Origin of the sequence: Streptomyces sp. NPDC059010 (assembly GCF_042740355.1) — a bacterium.
Lineage (GTDB): Bacteria > Actinomycetota > Actinomycetes > Streptomycetales > Streptomycetaceae > Streptomyces.
The window spans coordinates 36,347-55,148 of sequence record NZ_JBHYJA010000061.1; the positions used below are offsets into that span (position 1 = coordinate 36,347).

Annotated in this window: 10 protein-coding genes; 6 read left to right on the forward strand and 4 right to left on the reverse strand. The window is 71.9% G+C overall.

Going from position 1 to position 18,802, the window contains the following annotated elements; genetic code table 11:
* Positions 1-81: 81 nt before the first annotated feature.
* A complete protein-coding gene (locus ACFWYS_RS41795; RefSeq protein ID WP_384781377.1) occupies positions 82-1,428 on the forward strand; it encodes a histidine-type phosphatase in 1,347 nt (448 codons plus the stop codon).
* A 95-nt stretch (positions 1,429-1,523) separates the two neighbouring features.
* On the opposite strand, the gene ACFWYS_RS41800 is transcribed toward ACFWYS_RS41795, so the two are convergent.
* Positions 1,524-2,948 carry an MFS transporter gene (locus tag ACFWYS_RS41800; protein ID WP_384781379.1) on the reverse strand — a complete coding sequence of 475 codons (1,425 nt, stop codon included), beginning with the start codon at positions 2,946-2,948 and terminating at the stop codon, positions 1,524-1,526.
* A 793-nt stretch (positions 2,949-3,741) separates the two neighbouring features.
* Here ACFWYS_RS41800 and ACFWYS_RS41805 point away from each other — a divergent pair.
* Together ACFWYS_RS41805 and ACFWYS_RS41810 are read left to right on the forward strand one after the other, a co-directional pair.
* Entirely contained in the window at positions 3,742-5,841 is a 2,100-nt protein-coding gene (locus ACFWYS_RS41805; RefSeq protein WP_384781381.1) for an asparagine synthase-related protein, read from the forward strand.
* Positions 5,842-5,920: 79 nt separating this feature from the next.
* Positions 5,921-9,343 carry a BTAD domain-containing putative transcriptional regulator gene (locus ACFWYS_RS41810; RefSeq protein ID WP_384781383.1) on the forward strand — a complete coding sequence of 1,141 codons (3,423 nt, stop codon included), beginning with the start codon at positions 5,921-5,923 and terminating at the stop codon, positions 9,341-9,343.
* Between the two features lie 34 nt (positions 9,344-9,377).
* On the opposite strand, the gene ACFWYS_RS41815 is transcribed toward ACFWYS_RS41810, so the two are convergent.
* Complete coding sequence (locus tag ACFWYS_RS41815; protein ID WP_384781385.1) at positions 9,378-11,393, reverse strand: sigma-70 family RNA polymerase sigma factor; 2,016 nt, start codon at positions 11,391-11,393, stop codon at positions 9,378-9,380.
* Between the two features lie 322 nt (positions 11,394-11,715).
* Entirely contained in the window at positions 11,716-12,498 is a 783-nt protein-coding gene (locus ACFWYS_RS41820) for a TetR/AcrR family transcriptional regulator (protein ID WP_384781387.1), read from the reverse strand.
* A 385-nt stretch (positions 12,499-12,883) separates the two neighbouring features.
* Here ACFWYS_RS41820 and ACFWYS_RS41825 point away from each other — a divergent pair, with 385 nt between their 5' ends.
* Both ACFWYS_RS41825 and ACFWYS_RS41830 read left to right on the forward strand, forming a co-directional pair.
* Complete coding sequence (locus ACFWYS_RS41825) at positions 12,884-14,263, forward strand: NAD(P)/FAD-dependent oxidoreductase (RefSeq protein WP_384781389.1); 1,380 nt, start codon at positions 12,884-12,886, stop codon at positions 14,261-14,263.
* A gap of 195 nt (positions 14,264-14,458) precedes the next feature.
* On the forward strand, positions 14,459-16,114 hold the full coding sequence (locus tag ACFWYS_RS41830; protein ID WP_384781391.1) for a SpoIIE family protein phosphatase: 1,656 nt from the start codon (positions 14,459-14,461) through the stop codon (positions 16,112-16,114).
* A 313-nt stretch (positions 16,115-16,427) separates the two neighbouring features.
* On the opposite strand, the gene ACFWYS_RS41835 is transcribed toward ACFWYS_RS41830, so the two are convergent.
* On the reverse strand, positions 16,428-17,708 hold the full coding sequence (locus ACFWYS_RS41835) for an MFS transporter (protein WP_384781397.1): 1,281 nt from the start codon (positions 17,706-17,708) through the stop codon (positions 16,428-16,430).
* Positions 17,709-17,830: 122 nt separating this feature from the next.
* Between ACFWYS_RS41835 and ACFWYS_RS41840 the strand changes: the two genes are divergently transcribed.
* Positions 17,831-18,379 carry a MarR family winged helix-turn-helix transcriptional regulator gene (locus ACFWYS_RS41840; protein WP_384781393.1) on the forward strand — a complete coding sequence of 183 codons (549 nt, stop codon included), beginning with the start codon at positions 17,831-17,833 and terminating at the stop codon, positions 18,377-18,379.
* The last annotated feature ends 423 nt before the right edge of the window (positions 18,380-18,802 follow it).

Sequence of the window (18,802 nt, forward strand, 5' to 3'; positions counted from 1 at the left end):
ATGTACCGCTCCGACGATGCGGCGGATCCCCCGGCCGCCGCACAGGTCCGGCGCAGCGGCACTGAACGAAACGGCACACCCATGAGACGCCTCACCCCGGCCCTGGCACTCGGTCTCGCCGCCCTCCTGGCCGGTACCCCGGCCTCCGCGGCCACCGGCACCGCCGCCCGGAACAGCTACGGCACCAAGGCGACGTACACCCCCGGCCAGAACCCCCGCACCTACCAGCGGCCCCCCGCCGGCTTCACCCCCGTCTTCACCGAGAACGTCTCCCGCCACGGCGCCCGTGCCGCCACCGACGGCGAGGACGGGGACCTGGTCCTGGCCCTGTGGAAGAAGGCCGAGGCGGCCGGTCAGCTCACCGCGAAGGGCAGGGAACTCGGGCCCAGGGTGCAGGCGCTCCAGGACGCCATGAGCACCGTGGGCCACGGCGATCTCAGCGGGCGCGGCAAGCGGGAGATCCGGGACACGGCCGTACGGATGGAGCAGCGGCTGCCGGGGCTGTTCCGGCGGATCGCCGGCGCCGAGGAGCGGATCGACGTCGTCAGCTCGGGGCAGGGCCGCGCCGTCGACAGCGCGAACCTGTACGCCGCCGGGCTCGCCGACACCGACCCGGCGCTGAAGCCGCTCATCGGCCCGACCCGCGCGGACGTCGACCTCCTCTACTTCCACAAGGCGGCCGGCGGCGCGGCCTACCGCGACTACCTCGCGCACGACCAGCGGCTCGCGAGCACCCTGAAGTCGATCACCGACCGGCCCACCACCCACCGCGCCGCCCGCGACGTACTGAAGAAGCTCTTCAAGGGCGCCTTCGTGGACCGGCTCTCCGACGCCGACCGCGTGGCCGCCGCCACGGCCGTCTACAACCTGTACGCCATCGCGCCCGCCATGAGCGACGAGAGCCCCGGCGGCAAGGGCTGGGGTATGGAGCGGTTCATCTCCGAGCGGGACGCGGCCTGGTTCGGGTATCTGAGCGACGCCGAGGACTTCTACGAGAAGGGCCCGGGCTTCGCCGGCAGCGACATCACGTACAGGATGGCGGGCGTCCTGCTCGACGACTTCTTCAAGAAGGTCGAGGCCAAGCGGGACGGCACCGGCGACCTGGGCGCCGAGCTGCGCTTCACGCACGCCGAGGAGATCATCCCGCTGGCCGCGCTGATGGGCCTGCCCGGCAGCACGCGGGGCGCCACGGCCGAGCGGCCGTACACCTACGCCGACAACCCGTGGCGGGGTGCGTTCGTCGCGCCGCTCGGCTCGAACATCCAGTGGGACGTCTTCCGCAAGGGCGACACCTACCTGGTGCGGATGCTCTACAACGAGAAGGAGACCGCCTTCAGGGCCGGCTGCCGCCCGATCGGCAAGAACAGCTCCTTCTATGACCTCGACGAGCTGGAGCGCTGCTTCGGGCGTGCCGACAGCGCGTCCTGACCGCAGCGCGGTCGGGGCAGGAGGGAGACGGCGGCGGCTCAGGCCGGTCGAGCCGCCGCGCTCCGCACACTCTCCACGCGCGCGTGGGGGCACGCTCAGGCCGGTGTCATGAGCAGCGGTCGAGCCCGCTCCCGTAGTTCCACGACCCGTGGTTCGTCGCCGTACGGCTCCAGGCGGTGCAACAGGTCCTTCACGTACTCCGTGGTGCGCGCGGACGATATGCGCCCCGCGACCTCCACCGCCCGCACGCCCTGCTCGCACGCCGCATCGAGGTTGCCCGACTCCAGCTCGGCGACCGCCGAGACGACGAGCCGCAGCCCGTGCGAGCGCACGAACTCCTCCGTCGGCTTCGACAGCGCCTGCTCGGTGAACCGCCGTACCTGACGCGGTGCCTTGAGGTCCCGGTAGCACTCCGCGGCGTCCGCGGCGAAGCGGTCGTAGGAGTAGAAGCCGAGCCAGGACGGGTCGTTGTCGCCCTCTCTGGACCGCTCCAGCCAGCCCTCCGACGCCTTCAGTGCGGCGCCGGCCGCCTGCGCGTCACTCGCGCGTGCGTGCGCGCGTGCCTCGACGAGACGGAAGAAGCTCATGGTGCGGGCCGTGGCGAGGCCCCGGTTGCGTTCCAGTGCGGCCTGGGCGAGGTCGACGCCCTCGTCGCCGAAGCCCCGGTAGGTCGCCTGGAGCGACATCGACGCCAGTACATACCCGCCGAGGGGTACGTCCGCCGCCGCGCGGGCGAGCCGCAGCGCCTGGATGTAGTAGCGCTGGGCGGCCTCCTGCTGCCCGGTGTCGAAGGCCATCCACCCGGCGAGACGGGTGAGTTCGGCGCTCGCCCCGAACAGGGCGCGTCCCACTTCGTCGGAGTACGCGCCGAGCAGCAGCGGTGCCGCCTCCACCCGTAAACACTCCGGCACCATGGACGAACGCCAGTCGCCGCCTCCGTACTTGGAGTCCCAGCGCCTGGCGTCCTCGGCGGCCTCCCGCAGCTTCTGCACGTCGCTGTGGCCGACTTTGAGCGGTGCGCCGGAGCCCTCGGACGGGTTCGCGTCGCGCGCGACCGAACTGTCGGCCGGGGTTATCAGCCACCGTGAGGCAGGCGTTGCGTATGCGCTTACTGCGAATGATCCGGCCAGCGACTGCCAGATGCCGCCGGAGCCGGCGCGGCGCCCGGCGAGGTCGAGACGGTAGAGCTCCGTCGCCGACTTCACCGCCTGTCCGACGTCCCTGGGGAAGGCGAGGCCCACTTCGGGTGCGGGGTCCGCGTCCGCCAGGCCGATCTCGTGGAGCGGCACCGGGCGGCCCAGCTTCTGGCCGATCGCGGCGGCGATGAGGTGCGGCGCGGCACCCTGCGGCACCATGCCTTTCGACACCCAGCGCGCCACCGACGTCTTGTCGTAGCGAAGAGTCAGGCCCCGTTGAGCGCCAAGGTCGTTGACGCGTCGAGCGAGTCCTGCGTTGCTGATTCCCGCGAGGGCGAGAACGGCGCCGAGCTTTTCGTTCGGCCCGCGTTGCTCCCTGGACATGCGCCACCCCTCGACACAGACGGCTGCCGCGCTGGCATAACCACGCGGCATTCGTAAACCCAGCGTAGTTCGCCGCATCCCAAGCGTTAAGGGGCATTGTTCCGGATGGCGGGATTGTGGTCCGCACTCAAGTGCGCACCCCCTACACACAGTTGTGGCGTGCTCCCGCTGTGTGGCTGTGCGCCCGTCCGTGCGCTCTTCTCCGGCCACCGGGGGAGCGGTTCCATGGCTCTTGCGTGGGTCGGCCCGCTGTACTGGATCCAGTGGGCTGGGGGATTCCGCCGCCTCCATCCCCGCGGGCGGCGGAACGGTCCGGGGGGCGCACTCCGTTCCCCGGACTGCGCGCGAGTCGAGCACGGCGTCGAGTACGGCGAGTAGTGCGCAGGGCTTGTACGGAGCGTGCGCGAGCCTGTCGTCGCGGCGCTGATTTGGCTGAAAATCGACCCTGCTCGTCTCGGGTAATTACCGCTCCGACCACGGCACTTGAGGGCGCGAAGGGCGTTTTAGGGGAGCGTATCGGGGGCGCATTCACGTCGCAGCCGCCCAGCCACACCTTGCCCCACCCTCCACGGATCCCCTCGCCCGGCCCGCTGGATTCCTCCGTCCCGCCCGCATGGATCCGCTTGCCGGGCCCGGGTGTTCGGGTGGCGCTCCGTCCGCCACGCAGGCGCGGGCAAGGGCGCATTCCCGGACCTCAAGCGGCTACGTCGCCGCTCCGGCGCGCGTCCTTCATGGCAGCATGGTGAACCGGTTCGTACGGTGCACTGGTTGTCCACAGCCTGTGGAGGCGGCGATGCGGTGGTTGGTGGGATGGAGCAGCACCGCCGCGGTGGCCGCCGGGATCGATTCCGCGGGGGCCACCGGCAGCGACGGCGAGACGGTGCACCCGGTGGGGTCCCAACTCCTGTGGGGTGACCCCGATCCGCTGTGGGCGGTCGGCGACTGGCGCCCCGACGAGGTGCGTGTGGTGAAGGCCGACGCGCAGACCCGGATCGCGGTGCTCGGCACCTGCGGGGCGAGCGACGAACAGCTGCGGGTCGGACTGTTCGCCGCGCGCGGAGGGGCACTTCGGCATCTGACGGCGTGGTCCGGCAGCTACACGGCCGTCGTCCAGGTCGGCCGCAGGGTCACGGTGAGCGGCGATCTGGCGGGTGCCCGGCCGGTGTTCTACACCCCCTGGGCCGGCGGCACGGCCTATGCGACCGCCGCGCTCCCCCTGGCCGACCTCATCGAGGCCAACCTCGACTTCGGGCACCTCGCCGCCCTGCTCGCCGCCCCGGACGTACCGGCGGCCCTGCACGACTCCACCCCGTACGACGGCGTACGGCGCATTCCGCCGGGGCATGCGCTGATCCTGCGCGCCGGAGCACGCGAGATCGCCGGGTACGAGCCGGTCGCCTCGCTGGCGGTGGCGGCGCCCACGGCCGACCCGGACAGCGCGGTGGACGCCGTACGCGACGCCCTGGTGGAGGCGGTACGCGCGCGTCTGTCCGCGCCCCGCCATGTCCCCGGCGCCGACATAGACCCCGGCCCGGTGCCCGGGATGGGCCCCGCCGAACGACGTGCCGCGCGCGGGATGCCGGTACCGGGCATCGGCGCGGACCTGTCCGGCGGCCCCGCGTCGGGCACCCTCGCCCTCCTGGCCGCCGGCCTCCCGGGCATGCCGGGCACGGTGCTGGGCCACGGCACGGGCGCGGGGGAGCGGTTGCTGGCGGTCACGTTCAACGACCTGGCGGTGGGCGGCCGCGAGGCGGAGCTGGAGCGCGCGGGCAATCTGGCGGCCAACCCCCGCCTGCACCACGTGGTGGTCACCGGCGGCGAGGAGACCCTGCCGTACGCCGACCTGGAAGGCCCGCTGACGGACGAGCCGGGCCCGAGCCTGGTGACGGCGGCGAGGCACCGCGCACGCCTGGCGTCGGGCAGCGCGGACCACTTCACCGGCTACGGCGCCCGCCAGGTCCTGGACGCCCACCCGGCCCGCCTCGCGGACCTCCTGATGGACCGCAAACGCCGCCATCTGGTCCGTCCGGTCGCGGCCCTGGCGAAGGCGGACGGCTCGGTCCTGGTCCCCGCGCGCGTGTACGGCGCGGCACGCAAGCTGGCCCGCACCCCGTACCGGACGGGCCTGGAGTCCCTGGCCGACCGGCTGATGGACCGCCGCTTCGACGAACCCGGAGGTGCCGTAGGGGCGTCGCTCGCCGCGCTCACCTGGGCCAGACCGGGGCCTGCGGCACGCTGGCTGACCGGCGAGGCGCTCGCTGAAGTATCGGTTCGCCTGCAGGCGGCGACGAACCGCAACGGCGTAGGCCCCGGCCAGCGCCCCGGCGACCACCGCGCGCGTGCGGCCCTGGCCCGCCACGCCGCCGACATCCGCGTCCTCGAACAGGCCGCCGAGATCCGCTCCCAACGCCTGCACACCCCCTTCCTCGACAACCAGGTCGTCCGCGCCTGCCGAGCCCTCCCCGAGGCCCTGCGCGTCCAGCCCGGCGCACGCGCCGCCATACTCCGTACGGTCCTGGAAGGCGCCGGCGTCGCCGACCTCCCGCTCGGCTGGGGCGCCCCCTCGCACGCCTCCACGGCGGTCGCCGCCCGCACGGGCATGAGGGTGGCCGCGGACTCCCTGATGGCCCTCTTCGGCACCCCACTCCTGGCCCAGGCGGGCCTAGTGGAAGCCCGGGTCGTCCGCAAGGCCCTGCGCGCGGCAGCCGAGGGCGAGCCCCTCCCCCTGGACGGCCTGGCCGACCTCGTCTCCCTCGAACTCTGGCTCCGCCGCCTACTCTCCCGCCGAGGCACCTGCTGGACGGGAACCCCGGCGAGACAACGCGCGGTACCGGAGGGGATCACCCCTCAGCGGGGGGCGCTGGGGGCGGGGGCCGGGGTGCGGCGGGGGTAGGGGGCATCTCTCGGCCCCGGGCAACCCGCCGCCCGACAAAACCCGTGCCCCCGAAACCGCCCCCCGCGACAATGACCCGGTGCGGTACAGAATCCTGGGCGTCACCCAGGCAGAGGACGACCACGGCACCGTCGTACCCGTCGGCGGCCCCCGCCTGCGCGCCCTCCTGACGGCCCTGGCCCTACGCCCCGGCCACATCACCACCCCCGACACCCTGATCGACGAGGTCTGGTCCGGCACCCCGCCCCAGGACGCCCCCGCCGCCCTCCAGGCCCTGATCGCCCGCCTACGCCGCACCCTCGGCAAGGACACCGTCACCTCCGCCCCCGGCGGCTACCGCCTCACGGCGACGCGAGACGACGTGGACCTGTTCGTCTTCGAACACCTCGTACACGAGGGAACCGCGGCCCTCGACAGAGACGACCCGTCGACCGCCGCCGAGACCCTGACCACCGCCCTCGCCCTGTGGCGCGGCCCGGCCCTGGCCGACCTCCCCGACCGCGCCACCACGGCGACCCACCCGGAGGCCCTGCGCCTGGAGGCGACCCGAGCCCGCATCGAGGCCGACGTACGACTCGGCCGCGCCCACAACGCCGTACCCGAACTGAGGCAACTGACCAAGGCGCACCCGTACGACGAACCGCTGCACGCCCTCCTCATCCGCGCCCTCCGCGACACGGCCCGCCCCGCGGACGCCCTCGCCGCCTACGAAACCGCCCGCCACACCCTGGCCGACGGCCTCGGCACAGACCCCGGCCCAGAACTCCGCGCCCTGCACACCGAACTGCTGACGGGCGAAACGACCGGCGAGGCCATCGGCGCAACGACCGGCGAGGCGTCCGGCGAGGCGAGCCTCGAAGCACAGCCCCAGCCCCAGCTCCACCCACACCAATCCACCCCGTACCGCCCCCACCACCCCCAGCGCCCCGAACGCACCGGCAACCTCCGTCCCCGCCTTACCTCTTTCGTGGGCAGGGAACTCGAACTCGATGCCATCCGTTCCGAATTGCACAGGGCACGACTGGTCACGCTCACCGGACCGGGCGGCTCTGGCAAGACCCGCCTCGCCGAGGAAGCCGCCGCCCGGCACCCCCAGGCATGGCTGGTCGAGCTCGCCCCGCTCGACCGACCAGAGGCGGTACCAGGCGCGGTGGTCAACGCGCTCGGTCTGCGCGAGACCGTGCTCATGACCAACGACCTGACAGGCCCGCAGGACGACCCGACCGCCCTGCTGATCGAGTACTGCGCCCCACGCAGCCAACTCCTGATCCTTGACAACTGCGAACATGTCATCGACGCGGCCGCCACCCTCGCCGAGACCCTCCTCACCCGCTGCCCAGAGCTCACCGTCCTCGCCACCAGCCGCGAACCCCTGGGCGTCCCCGGCGAGTGGGTGCGCCCGGTCGAGCCCCTGCTCCCCGACCAGGCGCACCGCCTCTTCGCGGAGCGCGCTGCGGCCGCCCGCCCCGACACCGACGCGGTGCTGCGCGACCGCCGCGACGAGGAGGCCGTCGCGGAGATCTGCCGCCGGCTCGACGGACTGCCGCTCGCCATCGAACTGGCGGCGGCCCGGCTACGGCTGCTCACCCCCCGCCAGATCGCCGACCGCCTCGACGACCGCTTCCGCCTCCTCACCTCCGGAAGCCGCACGGTCCTGCCCCGCCAGCAGACCCTGCGCGCCGTGGTCGACTGGTCCTGGGAACTGCTCGACGAGCGGGAGCGGACGGTACTGCGCGAGGTGTCCGTCTTCGCGGGCGGCTGGGACCTCGCGGCGGCGGAGGCGGTGTGCACGGGACCGACGACCGCGGACCTCATCGGCGCGCTGGTCGACAAGTCCCTCGTCGTGGCCACCCCGTACGAGCGGGACGGCTCCGACGGCATGCGGTACCGCATGCTGGAGACCATCCACGAGTACGCCGTCGAGCGCGCCGCAGAGGCCCCCGAACTGCGCCTTGCGGCCGAGCACCGGCACCGCGCGTGGGTGCGCGGACTGGTCGAGGAGGCCGATCCACGGCTGCGTTCCGGCGGGCAACTCCCCTGGATCTCCCGCCTGGAGACCGAGCTCGACAACATCCGGGCGGCCCTCGACCGTGCCCTCGCAGCAGGCGACGAACCGAACGCGACGTCCATCGGCCTCGCCATGGGCTGGTTCTGGTGGCTGCGCAACTACCGCCGCGAGGGCACGAACTGGATCGAGCGCATTCTGCGACTGGGGGCGACATCGGACGCTGCCGCGACGCCCACCCCCGATCCGCCCACCCCCGATCCGCCCACCCCCGATCCGATCGACCGCGATCCGATCGACGCCTTCCTCGCCGCCCCGGAGGCGGAGCCCCACCCCCTGCGTGCCTCGCGCATGGACCTCCGGCTGCTGCACCTCTTCCTCAGGTTCGAGACCGAACCGATCGACGCGCTGCTGGACGAGCGGATGGAGCGCTATCTGACGCGTGTGCGGGACTTCTTCCAGCGGGGAGGCCCGTCGGCGGCACGGCTGCCGGGGCTCGTCTGGCCGTTGATCGCCCTCTTCCTGAGCAGTTCGCGGGACATCAGGGCGGACATGGACATCGCCCTCGCCAACTGCCGTACTCACGGCGGTGACTGGGAGGTCGGCGTCCTGCTGATGTTCCGTACGCACCAGGTCGTCGACTCACCGGGCGACCTGGCGGGCATCGACGACGACCTCGCCGAGCTCCGGGTCCTCAGCCGCCGCGTCGGCGACCGCTGGATGCGGGCCCAGGTGTGCAGCGCGGTCGCTGAGGCGGCCATGTCGCGCAGCCGCTTCCAGGAGGCCAAGGGCGAGTACGAGGAGGCGCTGCGCCTCGCCCACGAGGTGGGCGCCTACGCCGAGAAGCCGTTCCTCATCGCCCGGCTCGCCGAGATCGCCTACCGCTCGGGCGACCGCAGTGCCGCGCTGACCGCACTGGACGAGGCGAGTGCAGCCGCCGACCGGTACGGCGTGGCGGACTCCCGGGCGTTCGTCCTGCTGATGCGGGCCCAGATCGCGTTGGACGGCGACGACGCCGCACACGCGCGTGAGCTGTGTGAGGCGGCCCGCGCGGAGATCGCCCTCGGCACGCCACCGCCGCAGTTCATGGCGATGCTGAACGCGATCGACGCCCTGGTGGTGACGGCCGAGTCGGGTCCGGAGCGGGGGCTGCCCCTCCTGGCCGACACGCTGCGCCTGGCCGTGGAGAGCGGGTGTGCCGACGTGATCACGGCGACCCTCGCGGACGCCGCGGCCGATCTGCTGAGCAGCCTCGGTGACCATGCGCGCGCGGTCCGTATGCTCGGCGCCTCCGAGCACTGGCGCCGCGGCCATCCACGTCCGCAGCCGGAGCGCAAGCACGCCGAGCGCGCCGGGGCCGGCGCCCGCACCGCCCTGGGCGCCGACCGGTTCGCCGCGGAGCACGCCCGGGGCGCCTCCCTCACCAAGGACGACGTCCTGCGCGACCTGGCCGAGGCGGTGCGTGCCGTGAACCACCCCGCGGAACAGACGCCGTAGGCCCGATCCCGGCAGCACGGCAGGCTGAATGGCCCTACACGCAGCTGAACTTCGACTCAGCCCAGTCCGCCAGAAGCACGGTGTCGAAGGCGCCGTGCGGTTCGACCACCAGCCGTACGGTCTCGCGTCCGGCGATGTTCACCTGGACGGGCACTGCCGGGTCCCCGCCCGCCAGCAGGCCGGACCGCCACAGCCGGACGCCGTCGGCGTAGACGGCGAAGGAGAACTTGCCGAGCCCCAGGTTGGTGTCGTCGACGCCGACCATCGCCTTGTAGGCGGAGCACTCCCGGTTGAGGTCGATGGTGACGGAGGACCGGCCGTGCACGCTGACGCCGTGCGCGTACCGCTGGTCGGAGATCGAGACGCCGTGCCGCTGCCACACCCAGCTGCTCTCACCGATCCGCATCTCCGGCTCGGTGCCGTCGCCGACGATGTTGTACGACAGCTCGCTCCACCGGTAGTCGGCCGGTGCGGGCGGGGGAGGCGGAGTCGGGGTGGGCGTCGGTGTCGGAGTGGGGGGCGGGGTGGGCGTAGGCGTGGGCGCCGGGCCGGGTGTCCGGGTGGGGGACGGCGTCGGGGTGGGTGTCGGAGTGGGTGTCGGGGTCGGCTTCGGGTTCTGGGCCGGGACGATCGCCGGGGGCCGCGGCGTGGGCTTCTTCTCCGGCGGGGTGGGCGTCGGCGTCTCCTCGACGATGGGGGAGGGGACGGGCGGTTGCTTGGCGTCGTCCTTGTGGGGCGGCTGGTCGTTGCCGGCCAGCGCGAGCACGATCGCCGCCGTTACGCCCACGGCGACCACACCGGCCGCGATACCGGCCTTCAAGGGCGCGCCCAGCCCCTCGGACGCCGCCGCACCGCCCCCGGCACCCCCGCCCCCGGACGAACCGCCACCGGCAGCCCCGGCCCCGCCCGCGGCACCCGCACCGGCACCGCTCGACGAACCACCGCCCGCCGCGGCGGCCGCCCCCGCGGCCCCGGCCGCACCCGCCCCGGCACCGCCGGCGATGAGCCCGGCCGCCTTGGCGTACCCGGCGGCACCGAACCAGCCGATGACCGCGACCGGCACGACCGCGGGGATACCGCTGGCGACTTCCTTGATCTGGCCCGCGGCCAGCCGGCACTTGGCGCATTCCTCCAGGTGCTTGCGCAGGCCCCGCTCGGCACGGGTGCGCAGGCCGCCGCGCGCGTAGGCGCCGAGCCGGTCGGCATAGCGGGAGCACGCCTCGTCACTGGCGAGGCTGGCGCTGACGTGGGCCTGGAGATAGGCCTGTTTGAGACCCTCGCGGGCGCGGCTGGCGAGCACGCGCGTGCCGTTGGCGTCGAGCCCGAAGAGCGTGGCGACCTCGCTCGGCGACTCGTCCTCGACCTCGGTGTGCCACAGCACCGCCTGCCAGCGCTCCGGCAGCGACCGGAAGGCCTGCATGGCCATGGACTGCTCGGCCTCGTGCATCGCCCGCACGTCCGCGCCCAGGTCCGTGCCCGCTCCGAAGGAGCCAAGGGACGCGGTGTCGTCGGACACCGCCGCCACGCGCGAGGAGTGTGCGGCGAACACCGCGAAGTCGTCGACGAGTTGCTCACGCCGCGCCGACCTCGTCCAGTCCGCGGCGGCCCGCCGGATCGAGGTGAGCAGATACGCGCGTACGGCGTGCTCGGGACCGGAGCCGCCGCGCACCGCCTGGAGCATGCGGGCGAAGACCTCGGCGGTCAGGTCGTCCGCGGTGTGGGCGTCACGGCAGCAGGTGCGCGCGTACCGGCGCACCGCGCCCGCGTGGCGCCGGTACAGCTCCTCGTAGGCGCTGTCGTCGCCCGAGCGCATCCGACCGATGAGATCGGCGTCCGACGGCGGCAGCTCGCGCGGCGGAGGCAGCGCGCCGTCCTCACGCCGGTCGCGCTGAGCCGGGACACTGCCCTCACCACGGCTGTCCACCCGCCCCTGAGTACGGCCGTCCACGGGGCCGCCCGGCGGCAGATCCGCCCGTCCGCCCTGACTCGGTACCTGAGGAGTCGCCGAGTCACCGTCACCGCGCGACTCGTCCCACCCGTCAACGCTCATCGCGGAAAGCCCCCGCCGCCAGCTCCACCAGTCCCGGACACCGGGTCAGGGTGCCACATTGGCTTTTGGTCAGGACCTACGCGTACGGACATCCACTCGTCCGTGGGGACTTCCCGCAACGCGGTACCGGCCTTCGCCCGTACGGGGAAGACTCAACCAGTCCTTGCCGGGCGGGAATTGAGCATCCCGCCCGAAATGCCGGGCATGTTCCATGGCGGCGTTCGAGGCGAGGGCGGCGCAGCACCCCGCCTCTCGGTCACCCCGGCACAGGCCACGGCCGTCGCATCGACCTGAGGCGTCGGCTCACACCTGAGGCGCAGACTCACGCCTGAGGCCGCGACCGCAACCCCTCCAGCAGGATGTCGAGCAGTCGCGCCGAGGCCGCCGCCTGCTGAGCCGCGTCCGGCAGCGAGGGCGCCGCCGTCGCGATCACCAGCAGAACGTCCGACACCGACACATCGGCCCGCAGCTCACCCGCCGCGCGCGCCCGCTCCACGAGCTGGCCCACCACGTCGAGCAGCGCCGCCGCCCCCGCGTCGTCCACGGGGTCGACCGAAGCCGCCGGAGCCTGCTCGGGCACCAGCCGCAGTTCGCCGGTGCCCGGCTGGATCCGCTGCTGCGGCACCCGGGCCTCGTCGAGCGTGGTGCCGTCCTCGGCGACGCCGACCTTCAGCACCTGCGGCGGCAGCAGCCGGCCCGCGCCCGAGGCCACCGATGTGCGCAGGAAGCGCGACAGCGCCGACCACGGCTCGTCCTCCTGTCCGAGCGCCGCACGCGCCTGGTCGGTCAGCCGGGAGGTCTCCTCCTCGGCTATCCGCCGCACCAGGACGTCCTTGCTCGGGAAGCGCCGGTACACCGTCCCGACACCCACCCGCGCGCGCCGCGCCACGTCCTCCATCGGCGCGCCGTATCCCAGCTCGCCGAAGACCTCACGCGCCGCACGCAGTACGTGCTCCAGATTGCGCTGTGCGTCCACGCGCAGCGGCGTCGTACGCGGTCCGTCACCGCGTCCGTTGCTCGCGGCCGCGCTCATCGTGCCGCCCACCACGCCGCCGCCCGATGTGAGAGCGGACGCGGAAGACCATCGAGAATCCTGAACATGCATAAGCGATCCCCCGGTAATGACGTCTCCCCCCGGAGACACTCCCCGTCATTGCAAAGCCGGAGCGTCGCGGAACTGGCCCGGACAACGAGTCCGCCGTGTGTGGCTCGCGGACCCGCAGAGCGCATCCCCCTACACCCCGTCGACAGAAGAACATAGTTGAGCGAGGGTCAATTCAGAAGGGGCACGTTCCGCACAGAGGGCCCCTCGATCGGAGTACGGGTCGTTTACGTCCCGATTGAGCCACCTACGATCCCCCGGCGCACACCCACTGACCTGCGAAGTTTCCGCGGACTCCGGCAATTCGGCCAAATCGCGGCGCCGACGACTTCCGGTCACACAAATTGTCGAGCCTGTGGACAAACGCAAGCGCCGGGTGCGTCATGGGATGGTGAAGGAACGTGCGCGCATTCTCGTTGTCGGCGGCGGCTACGTCGGGATGTACACGGCCCTGCGCCTTCAGCGGAGGCTGAAACAGGAACTGGCGCGGGGCGAAGCCGAGATCACGGTCGTCACTCCCGACCCGTACATGACGTATCAGCCGTTCCTCCCCGAAGCGGCCGCCGGCTCCATCTCGCCACGCCATGTGGTCGTCCCACTGCGCCGCGTCCTGCCCCAGTGCCGGGTCATCATCGGCGAGGCCATCGCCATCGATCACGCCAAACGCACCGCGACCCTCACCACCCTCGCCACCGAGGAGGAGGGCACGGGCACCGAACAGCTGTCGTACGACGAACTCGTCCTCGCCCCCGGCTCCGTCTCGCGCACCCTCCCCGTCCCCGGTCTCGCCGAGCACGCCATCGGCTTCAAGACCGTCGAGGAGGCCATCGGCCTGCGCAACCACGTCATCGAGCAGATGGACATCGCCTCCTCCACCCGCGACCCCGCGATCCGCGACGCGGCTCTCACCTTCGTCTTCGTGGGGGGCGGCTACGCGGGCGTGGAGGCGCTCGGCGAACTGGAGGACATGGCCCGCTACGCCACGCGCTACTACCACAACGTCCGCCCCGAGGACATGAAATGGATCCTGGTCGAGGCCTCCGACCGCATCCTCCCCGAGGTCGGCGAGGACATGGGCCGCTACACGGTCACCGAACTGCGCCGCCGCAACATCGACGTACGCCTGCACACCCGCCTGGAGTCCTGCGTGGACCGCGTCGCCGTCCTCAGCGACGGCGCCCGCTTCCCGACCCGTACGGTCGTCTGGACTGCCGGCGTCAAACCCCACCCGATCCTCGCCGCGACCGACCTGCCACTTAATGCGCGCGGCAGGCTGAAGTGCACCCCGGAGCTGACGATCGACGGCGCCACGCACGCGTGGGCAGCGGGAGACGCCGCATCCGTCCCCGACGTCACCGGCGACGATCCCGGCAAGGAATGCGCCCCCAACGCCCAGCACGCCCTGCGCCAGGCGAAGGTGCTCGGCGACAACATCGCCCACGCCCTGCGCGGCGAACCCCTGGAGACATACGCCCACCAGTACGCGGGCTCGGTCGCCTCCCTCGGCTTCCACAAGGGCGTCGCACAGGTCTACGGACGCAAGCTGAAGGGCTACCCTGCCTGGTTCATGCACCGCGTCTACCACCTCAGCAGGGTGCCGACCTTCAACCGCAAGGCCCGTGTCCTGGCCGAATGGACGCTTTCGGGACTCTTCAAGAGGGAGATCGTCTCGCTCGGTTCACTCGAACATCCCCGAGCGGAGTTCGAACTCGCGGCCGGTGGAAAGCCTCCCCACAACCCGGAAGGCGACCCGAAGGGGTCGTCCTGACCGGACCCAGGAACTCCACCGACGAGGCAGGCGTCTGACGGGTGTCGGCCAGGTCGGCCGCACTGCCAGACTGATCCCGAACCGATCCCGACCCCACGAAGCTCTCCCCACAGTGCTGCAACGCCGGGGTGCCACCCCTCAGCCCCCCGGCCGGGTCCGGAGCTGGCCGAAGACGACGACACGAGGCAAGGATTCGTGAACTTCACGCGCTGGAGCGCCCGGCTCCCCGGAACGCAGCGCCGCGCGGCAGCGCGGACCGAAACCGCGGCGGCGGTCTCCCCTGACCGCCGGGGAGAGAGCCCGGGCGCCGTCCCCGCGGCCCGCGCCGAACAACTCACCGACGAGGCCAAGCCGATCCCGGCCCTGGACGAACTGCCGGCCCGCGAGGTCCTGGACCGCGTCCCGTCCCTGGTCGCCCTCGTCCACGGCTCCGACCACCGCCTCGCCTACGTCAACGACGCCTATGTGACGGCCTTCGGCGTACGCCCCCCGGGTGAACCCGCGCGCGAGACCCTCCCCGAACTGGCCGAACTGGGTCTGCTCCCGCTCCTCGACCAGGTCCTGCGCAGCGGCAAGCCCCGCACCCTCAAGTCCCGCAAGGCCCCGGACGGCCGCTCCTACACCTTCACCTGCACCCCCGTGACCGAGGGCGACGGCGGCGTCCTCATCTTCGCCACCGACGTCACCGACCACGCGGAGGCCGCCGAACGCCTCCGCGCCAGCGAACGCCGCCAACGCGAAACAGCCGTCACCCTCCAGCGCTCCCTCCTCCCCCAGGAGCTCGAAGAACCCGACGACCTGCGCATCGCCGCCACCTACCACCCCGGCGGCACCGAGGCCGCGGTCGGCGGCGACTGGTACGACGTGATCACCCTGGGCGGCGGCCGCACGGCCCTGGTGATCGGCGACGTGATGGGCAGAGGCGTACGCGCAGCAGCGGTAATGGGCCAACTTCGTACGGCGGTGAGGGCCTACGCCCGCCTGGACCTCCCCCCGCACGAGGTGCTCCAGCTGCTGGACGGCCTGGCGACGGAAATCGACGCCAACCAGATCGCCACCTGCGTCTACGCCGTCCACGACCCGAACGAGGGCCGCCTGGTCTACGCCTCCGCTGGCCACCTCCCGATCCTCGTCCGCGACGAGAACGGCACGGTCCAGCGCGCCGACGAACCCACCGGCCCACCCCTGGGCACGGGCGGCTGGATGCACGCCTCCGGCTCGATCGGCCTCAGCCCCGGCTCCACCGCGGTCCTCTACACCGACGGTCTGGTCGAACGCCGAGACGAGGACCTCGACGAGGGAATCGCCTCCCTGGAGCGCGCCCTCGCCGGCGCGACCGGCACCCCCCAGGTCGTCTGCGACCGCCTGGTCCGCACGGCAGGCGTCACCGCCGACCACGACGACGACGTGGCCGTCCTGGTCCTCCAGCACCCGGCCCGCACGGGCCCCGACGGCGACCTCTTCCGCAACGCCGCCCTGGAACTCCTGGGCGGCGTGGAAGCAGCGCCCCGGGCCCGAGCCTTCGCCTCCGGCGTCCTGACGAGCTGGCGCTTCCCGACGGACCTCCACGACCTGGGCGTCCTGGCAGCCAGCGAACTGGTCGCCAACTCCCTCCAGCACGGCACCCCACCCATGCGCCTACGTCTCCGCCGCACCGACCGCCGCCTGATCATCGAGGTCACCGACGGCGACGACCACCTCCCCCGCCGCCGCCGAGCCGAACCGGCCGACGAATCAGGCCGAGGCATCGCCATCGTCGCCACCATCGCCTCCTCCTGGGGCTCCCGCCGAACCCCGGGCGGCGGAAAGGCAGTGTGGTGCGAGTTCGTACTACCAAAGGGAAACCGCTAACACCCTTCTCCCAGCCCGTCCAGCACCCGGGAACGGGCCCACACCATCTGCGGCCCCCACCGGGTGGATGGGGGCTGCAGATGGCGTCTTCCAGTCTGTCCGGCGCCCGAGAACAGGCCCGCACCGTCCCGAGCCCCCACCCACCCGGAGGGGGCTGCACCCCGCATCATTCAGCCCGTCCGGCGTTTGAGGACAAGGCCCTTATAGGGGCCGATGCGGGGGTTCTGGGGGCGGCAGCCCCCAGAAGGCCTCGGGGTCGAAGGGGCAGCGCCCCTGGGGATGGGACGGGTAGGGGCGGCGGGGGCGAGAAAACTCAGGCGTGCGCCCGAGACTGCCCCGAAGACGAGCCAACCCCCTGCGTCACCACCCGACTCCTCCCCAACCACGGCTGGTCCTGCACCGCAGTGAGCCGACGCCCCAACCGCAACGCCAGATACGTGATCCCCAACGAGAACACCAAGAACGTCACGACATACGGCCCATGCAGCGCCGCCCCCATGGGCCCACCCACAGCCGGCCCAACCGCCAACGCAAGCTGCTTCACCAGGGCAAAAGCGGAGTTGTACTGCCCCGCCATCCCCTCAGGCGCCAAATCCGCCACCAACGGAGCAACAGTCGGCGACAACATCGCCTCCCCCAGCCCGAACAGCGCATACGTCGAGACGAAGGCAGCCGTAGCCATCTCCTGACTCCCGTGCCCCATCCCCGCATACCCCGCCGCAACCCACGCCACGGCCCAGATCAACCCCACAGCCGCGATCACCCGCGACCGCCTCCGCCGCTCGACGAACCGCAACACGACGAACTGCGCCACCACGATCATCGCGGTGTTCGCCGCCAACGCGGTCCCGAGCGCGGACGTCGAAACCCCGGCCGCCTCGACCCCGTACGCACTGAGCCCGGACTCGAACTGCCCGTAACAGGCGAAGAACAGCACAAAGCCCAGCACACACAGCTGCACCATCGCCCGGTTCCCGAGCAACTGCTTCCAGCTCCCCTTGCCGGCCCCAGCCCCCGGCGCCCCCTCGATCCGAGGCGCACGCGGCATCCGCACCGTCGCCATCACCACGACGAGCAGCAGGAACATCGCCGCCTCGATCGCGAACAGCAGAGTGAACGACGAGACGCTCGACGTGTCGACGAGATGCCCCCCGATCAGCCCACCGACGCCCAGCCCCAGGTTCTGCAGAAAGAACTGCATCGCGAACGCCCGAGACCGGGTTTCCGTGGCAGAGCAGTCCACGATCATCGTCGCGAGCGCCGGCTGCATCACGGCCTGCCCCGCCCCGAGCGCGGCCGAGGACAGCAGCACGGCCGCTGCACTCCCCGCGAGCCCCAGGCTCAGCGCCCCGACCGCGGCAGTGACCAGAGCGGCGAGCAGCACCGGCAGCGGGCCACGCCGGACGATCGCCCGCCCGGCGAACGGCAGCACGACCAACGCGGCCACGGCGAAGACGGCAAGGACGAGCCCCGCCGTCATCGAACCCAGCCCCCGCACCTGCGCCACATAGACGTACAGGTAGGGGACCGTGAAACCGAGCCCGAACGCGCTGAGTGCATTGCCCACGTGGATCCGGCGCATCGCTGCGCCCATCGCCCTGGTCACGTTCACCTCTCCTCGTATGCAGACCTGAAGACTTCAAAGCTAAACTTCGAAGCTAAACAGTACATACCGAAGGACTTCAACGCCAAGCGGGCCCGTGCCATACTCGGCCCATGGGCGACACCCCGGACATCAGTGAGCCGACACTCGAAGAACAGATCGCCGCTTACCAGCGCGAGTTCCAGGGCCTCGACCCCCAGGTCGAGAAGATCGTCTCGGCGCTCTCCCGCCTGAACCGCCGCATGAATGTCGCTTACGGCCGCCAGACCGCCGCCCTCGGCATCAGCAACGCCGAGTGGGAGGTCCTCAAGGCCCTGGTCCTCTCCGGCGCCCCGTACCGCATGGGCCCCAGTGACCTCGCCAAGCGCCTCGGCCTCACCCCGGCCGCGATGACCCACCGGATCGACCGCATGGTCGCCGAGGGCCTGGCCACCCGAGAGCGCGACGAGTCCAACCGCGTCCGCGTCATCGTCGAGCTGACCGCGGAGGGCCGCGAGAAGTGGCTGGAGGCGATGCGCCTCGCGTCGGTCTTCGAGGAGGACCTCCTCCAGGACCTCTCGGCAGCGGAGCGCACGGCCCTAGGCGAGGTCCTCACCCGTCTGCTCCGCAGGGTGGAGCACGCCCAGCCGGACGCCGGCGGACGCCTCAGCGACCTGGACTGACCCGAGCCGGGCCCGCCTCAAAAGATGTTGACAGGGGAGGCTTGACACCCCCCTGCCCGATCCGTAAAGTTCTTCGGGTTGCCGCGGAGCCGTAACGGTTCTGCGACAGCACCTCCGCTGCGAGAGCGGCACCCAAACCACCAGCACGATCTCCCATCGGGGTTGATTTCGGCATGCCCGAATTCAATTCGAATTGGGACTCGGCGGCCCGATTAGGAATCGCCGAGCGGATCCGCTAAGGTTTGAGACGTCGGAACGGCCCAACGGCCGTGAAGACAAGCCCCGCTGACTGGGGGTCAGGCCCGAAAGGATCTGATAAAGTCGGAACCGCCGGAAAGGGAAACGCGAGAGCGGGAACCTGGAAAGCACCGAGGAAATCGGATCGGAAAAGGATCTGATAGAGTCGGAAACGCAAGACCGAAG

Coding starts and splice junctions, on each gene's coding strand:
- ACFWYS_RS41795 (WP_384781377.1), top strand. CDS start 82: ATGAGACGCCTCACCCCGGCCCTGGCACTCGGTCTCGCCGCCCTCCTG.
- ACFWYS_RS41800 (WP_384781379.1), bottom strand. CDS start 2,948: ATGTCCAGGGAGCAACGCGGGCCGAACGAAAAGCTCGGCGCCGTTCTC.
- ACFWYS_RS41805 (WP_384781381.1), top strand. CDS start 3,742: ATGCGGTGGTTGGTGGGATGGAGCAGCACCGCCGCGGTGGCCGCCGGG.
- ACFWYS_RS41815 (WP_384781385.1), bottom strand. CDS start 11,393: ATGAGCGTTGACGGGTGGGACGAGTCGCGCGGTGACGGTGACTCGGCG.
- ACFWYS_RS41820 (WP_384781387.1), bottom strand. CDS start 12,498: ATGCATGTTCAGGATTCTCGATGGTCTTCCGCGTCCGCTCTCACATCG.
- ACFWYS_RS41825 (WP_384781389.1), top strand. CDS start 12,884: ATGGTGAAGGAACGTGCGCGCATTCTCGTTGTCGGCGGCGGCTACGTC.
- ACFWYS_RS41835 (WP_384781397.1), bottom strand. CDS start 17,708: ATGGGCGCAGCGATGCGCCGGATCCACGTGGGCAATGCACTCAGCGCG.
- ACFWYS_RS41840 (WP_384781393.1), top strand. CDS start 17,831: ATGGGCGACACCCCGGACATCAGTGAGCCGACACTCGAAGAACAGATC.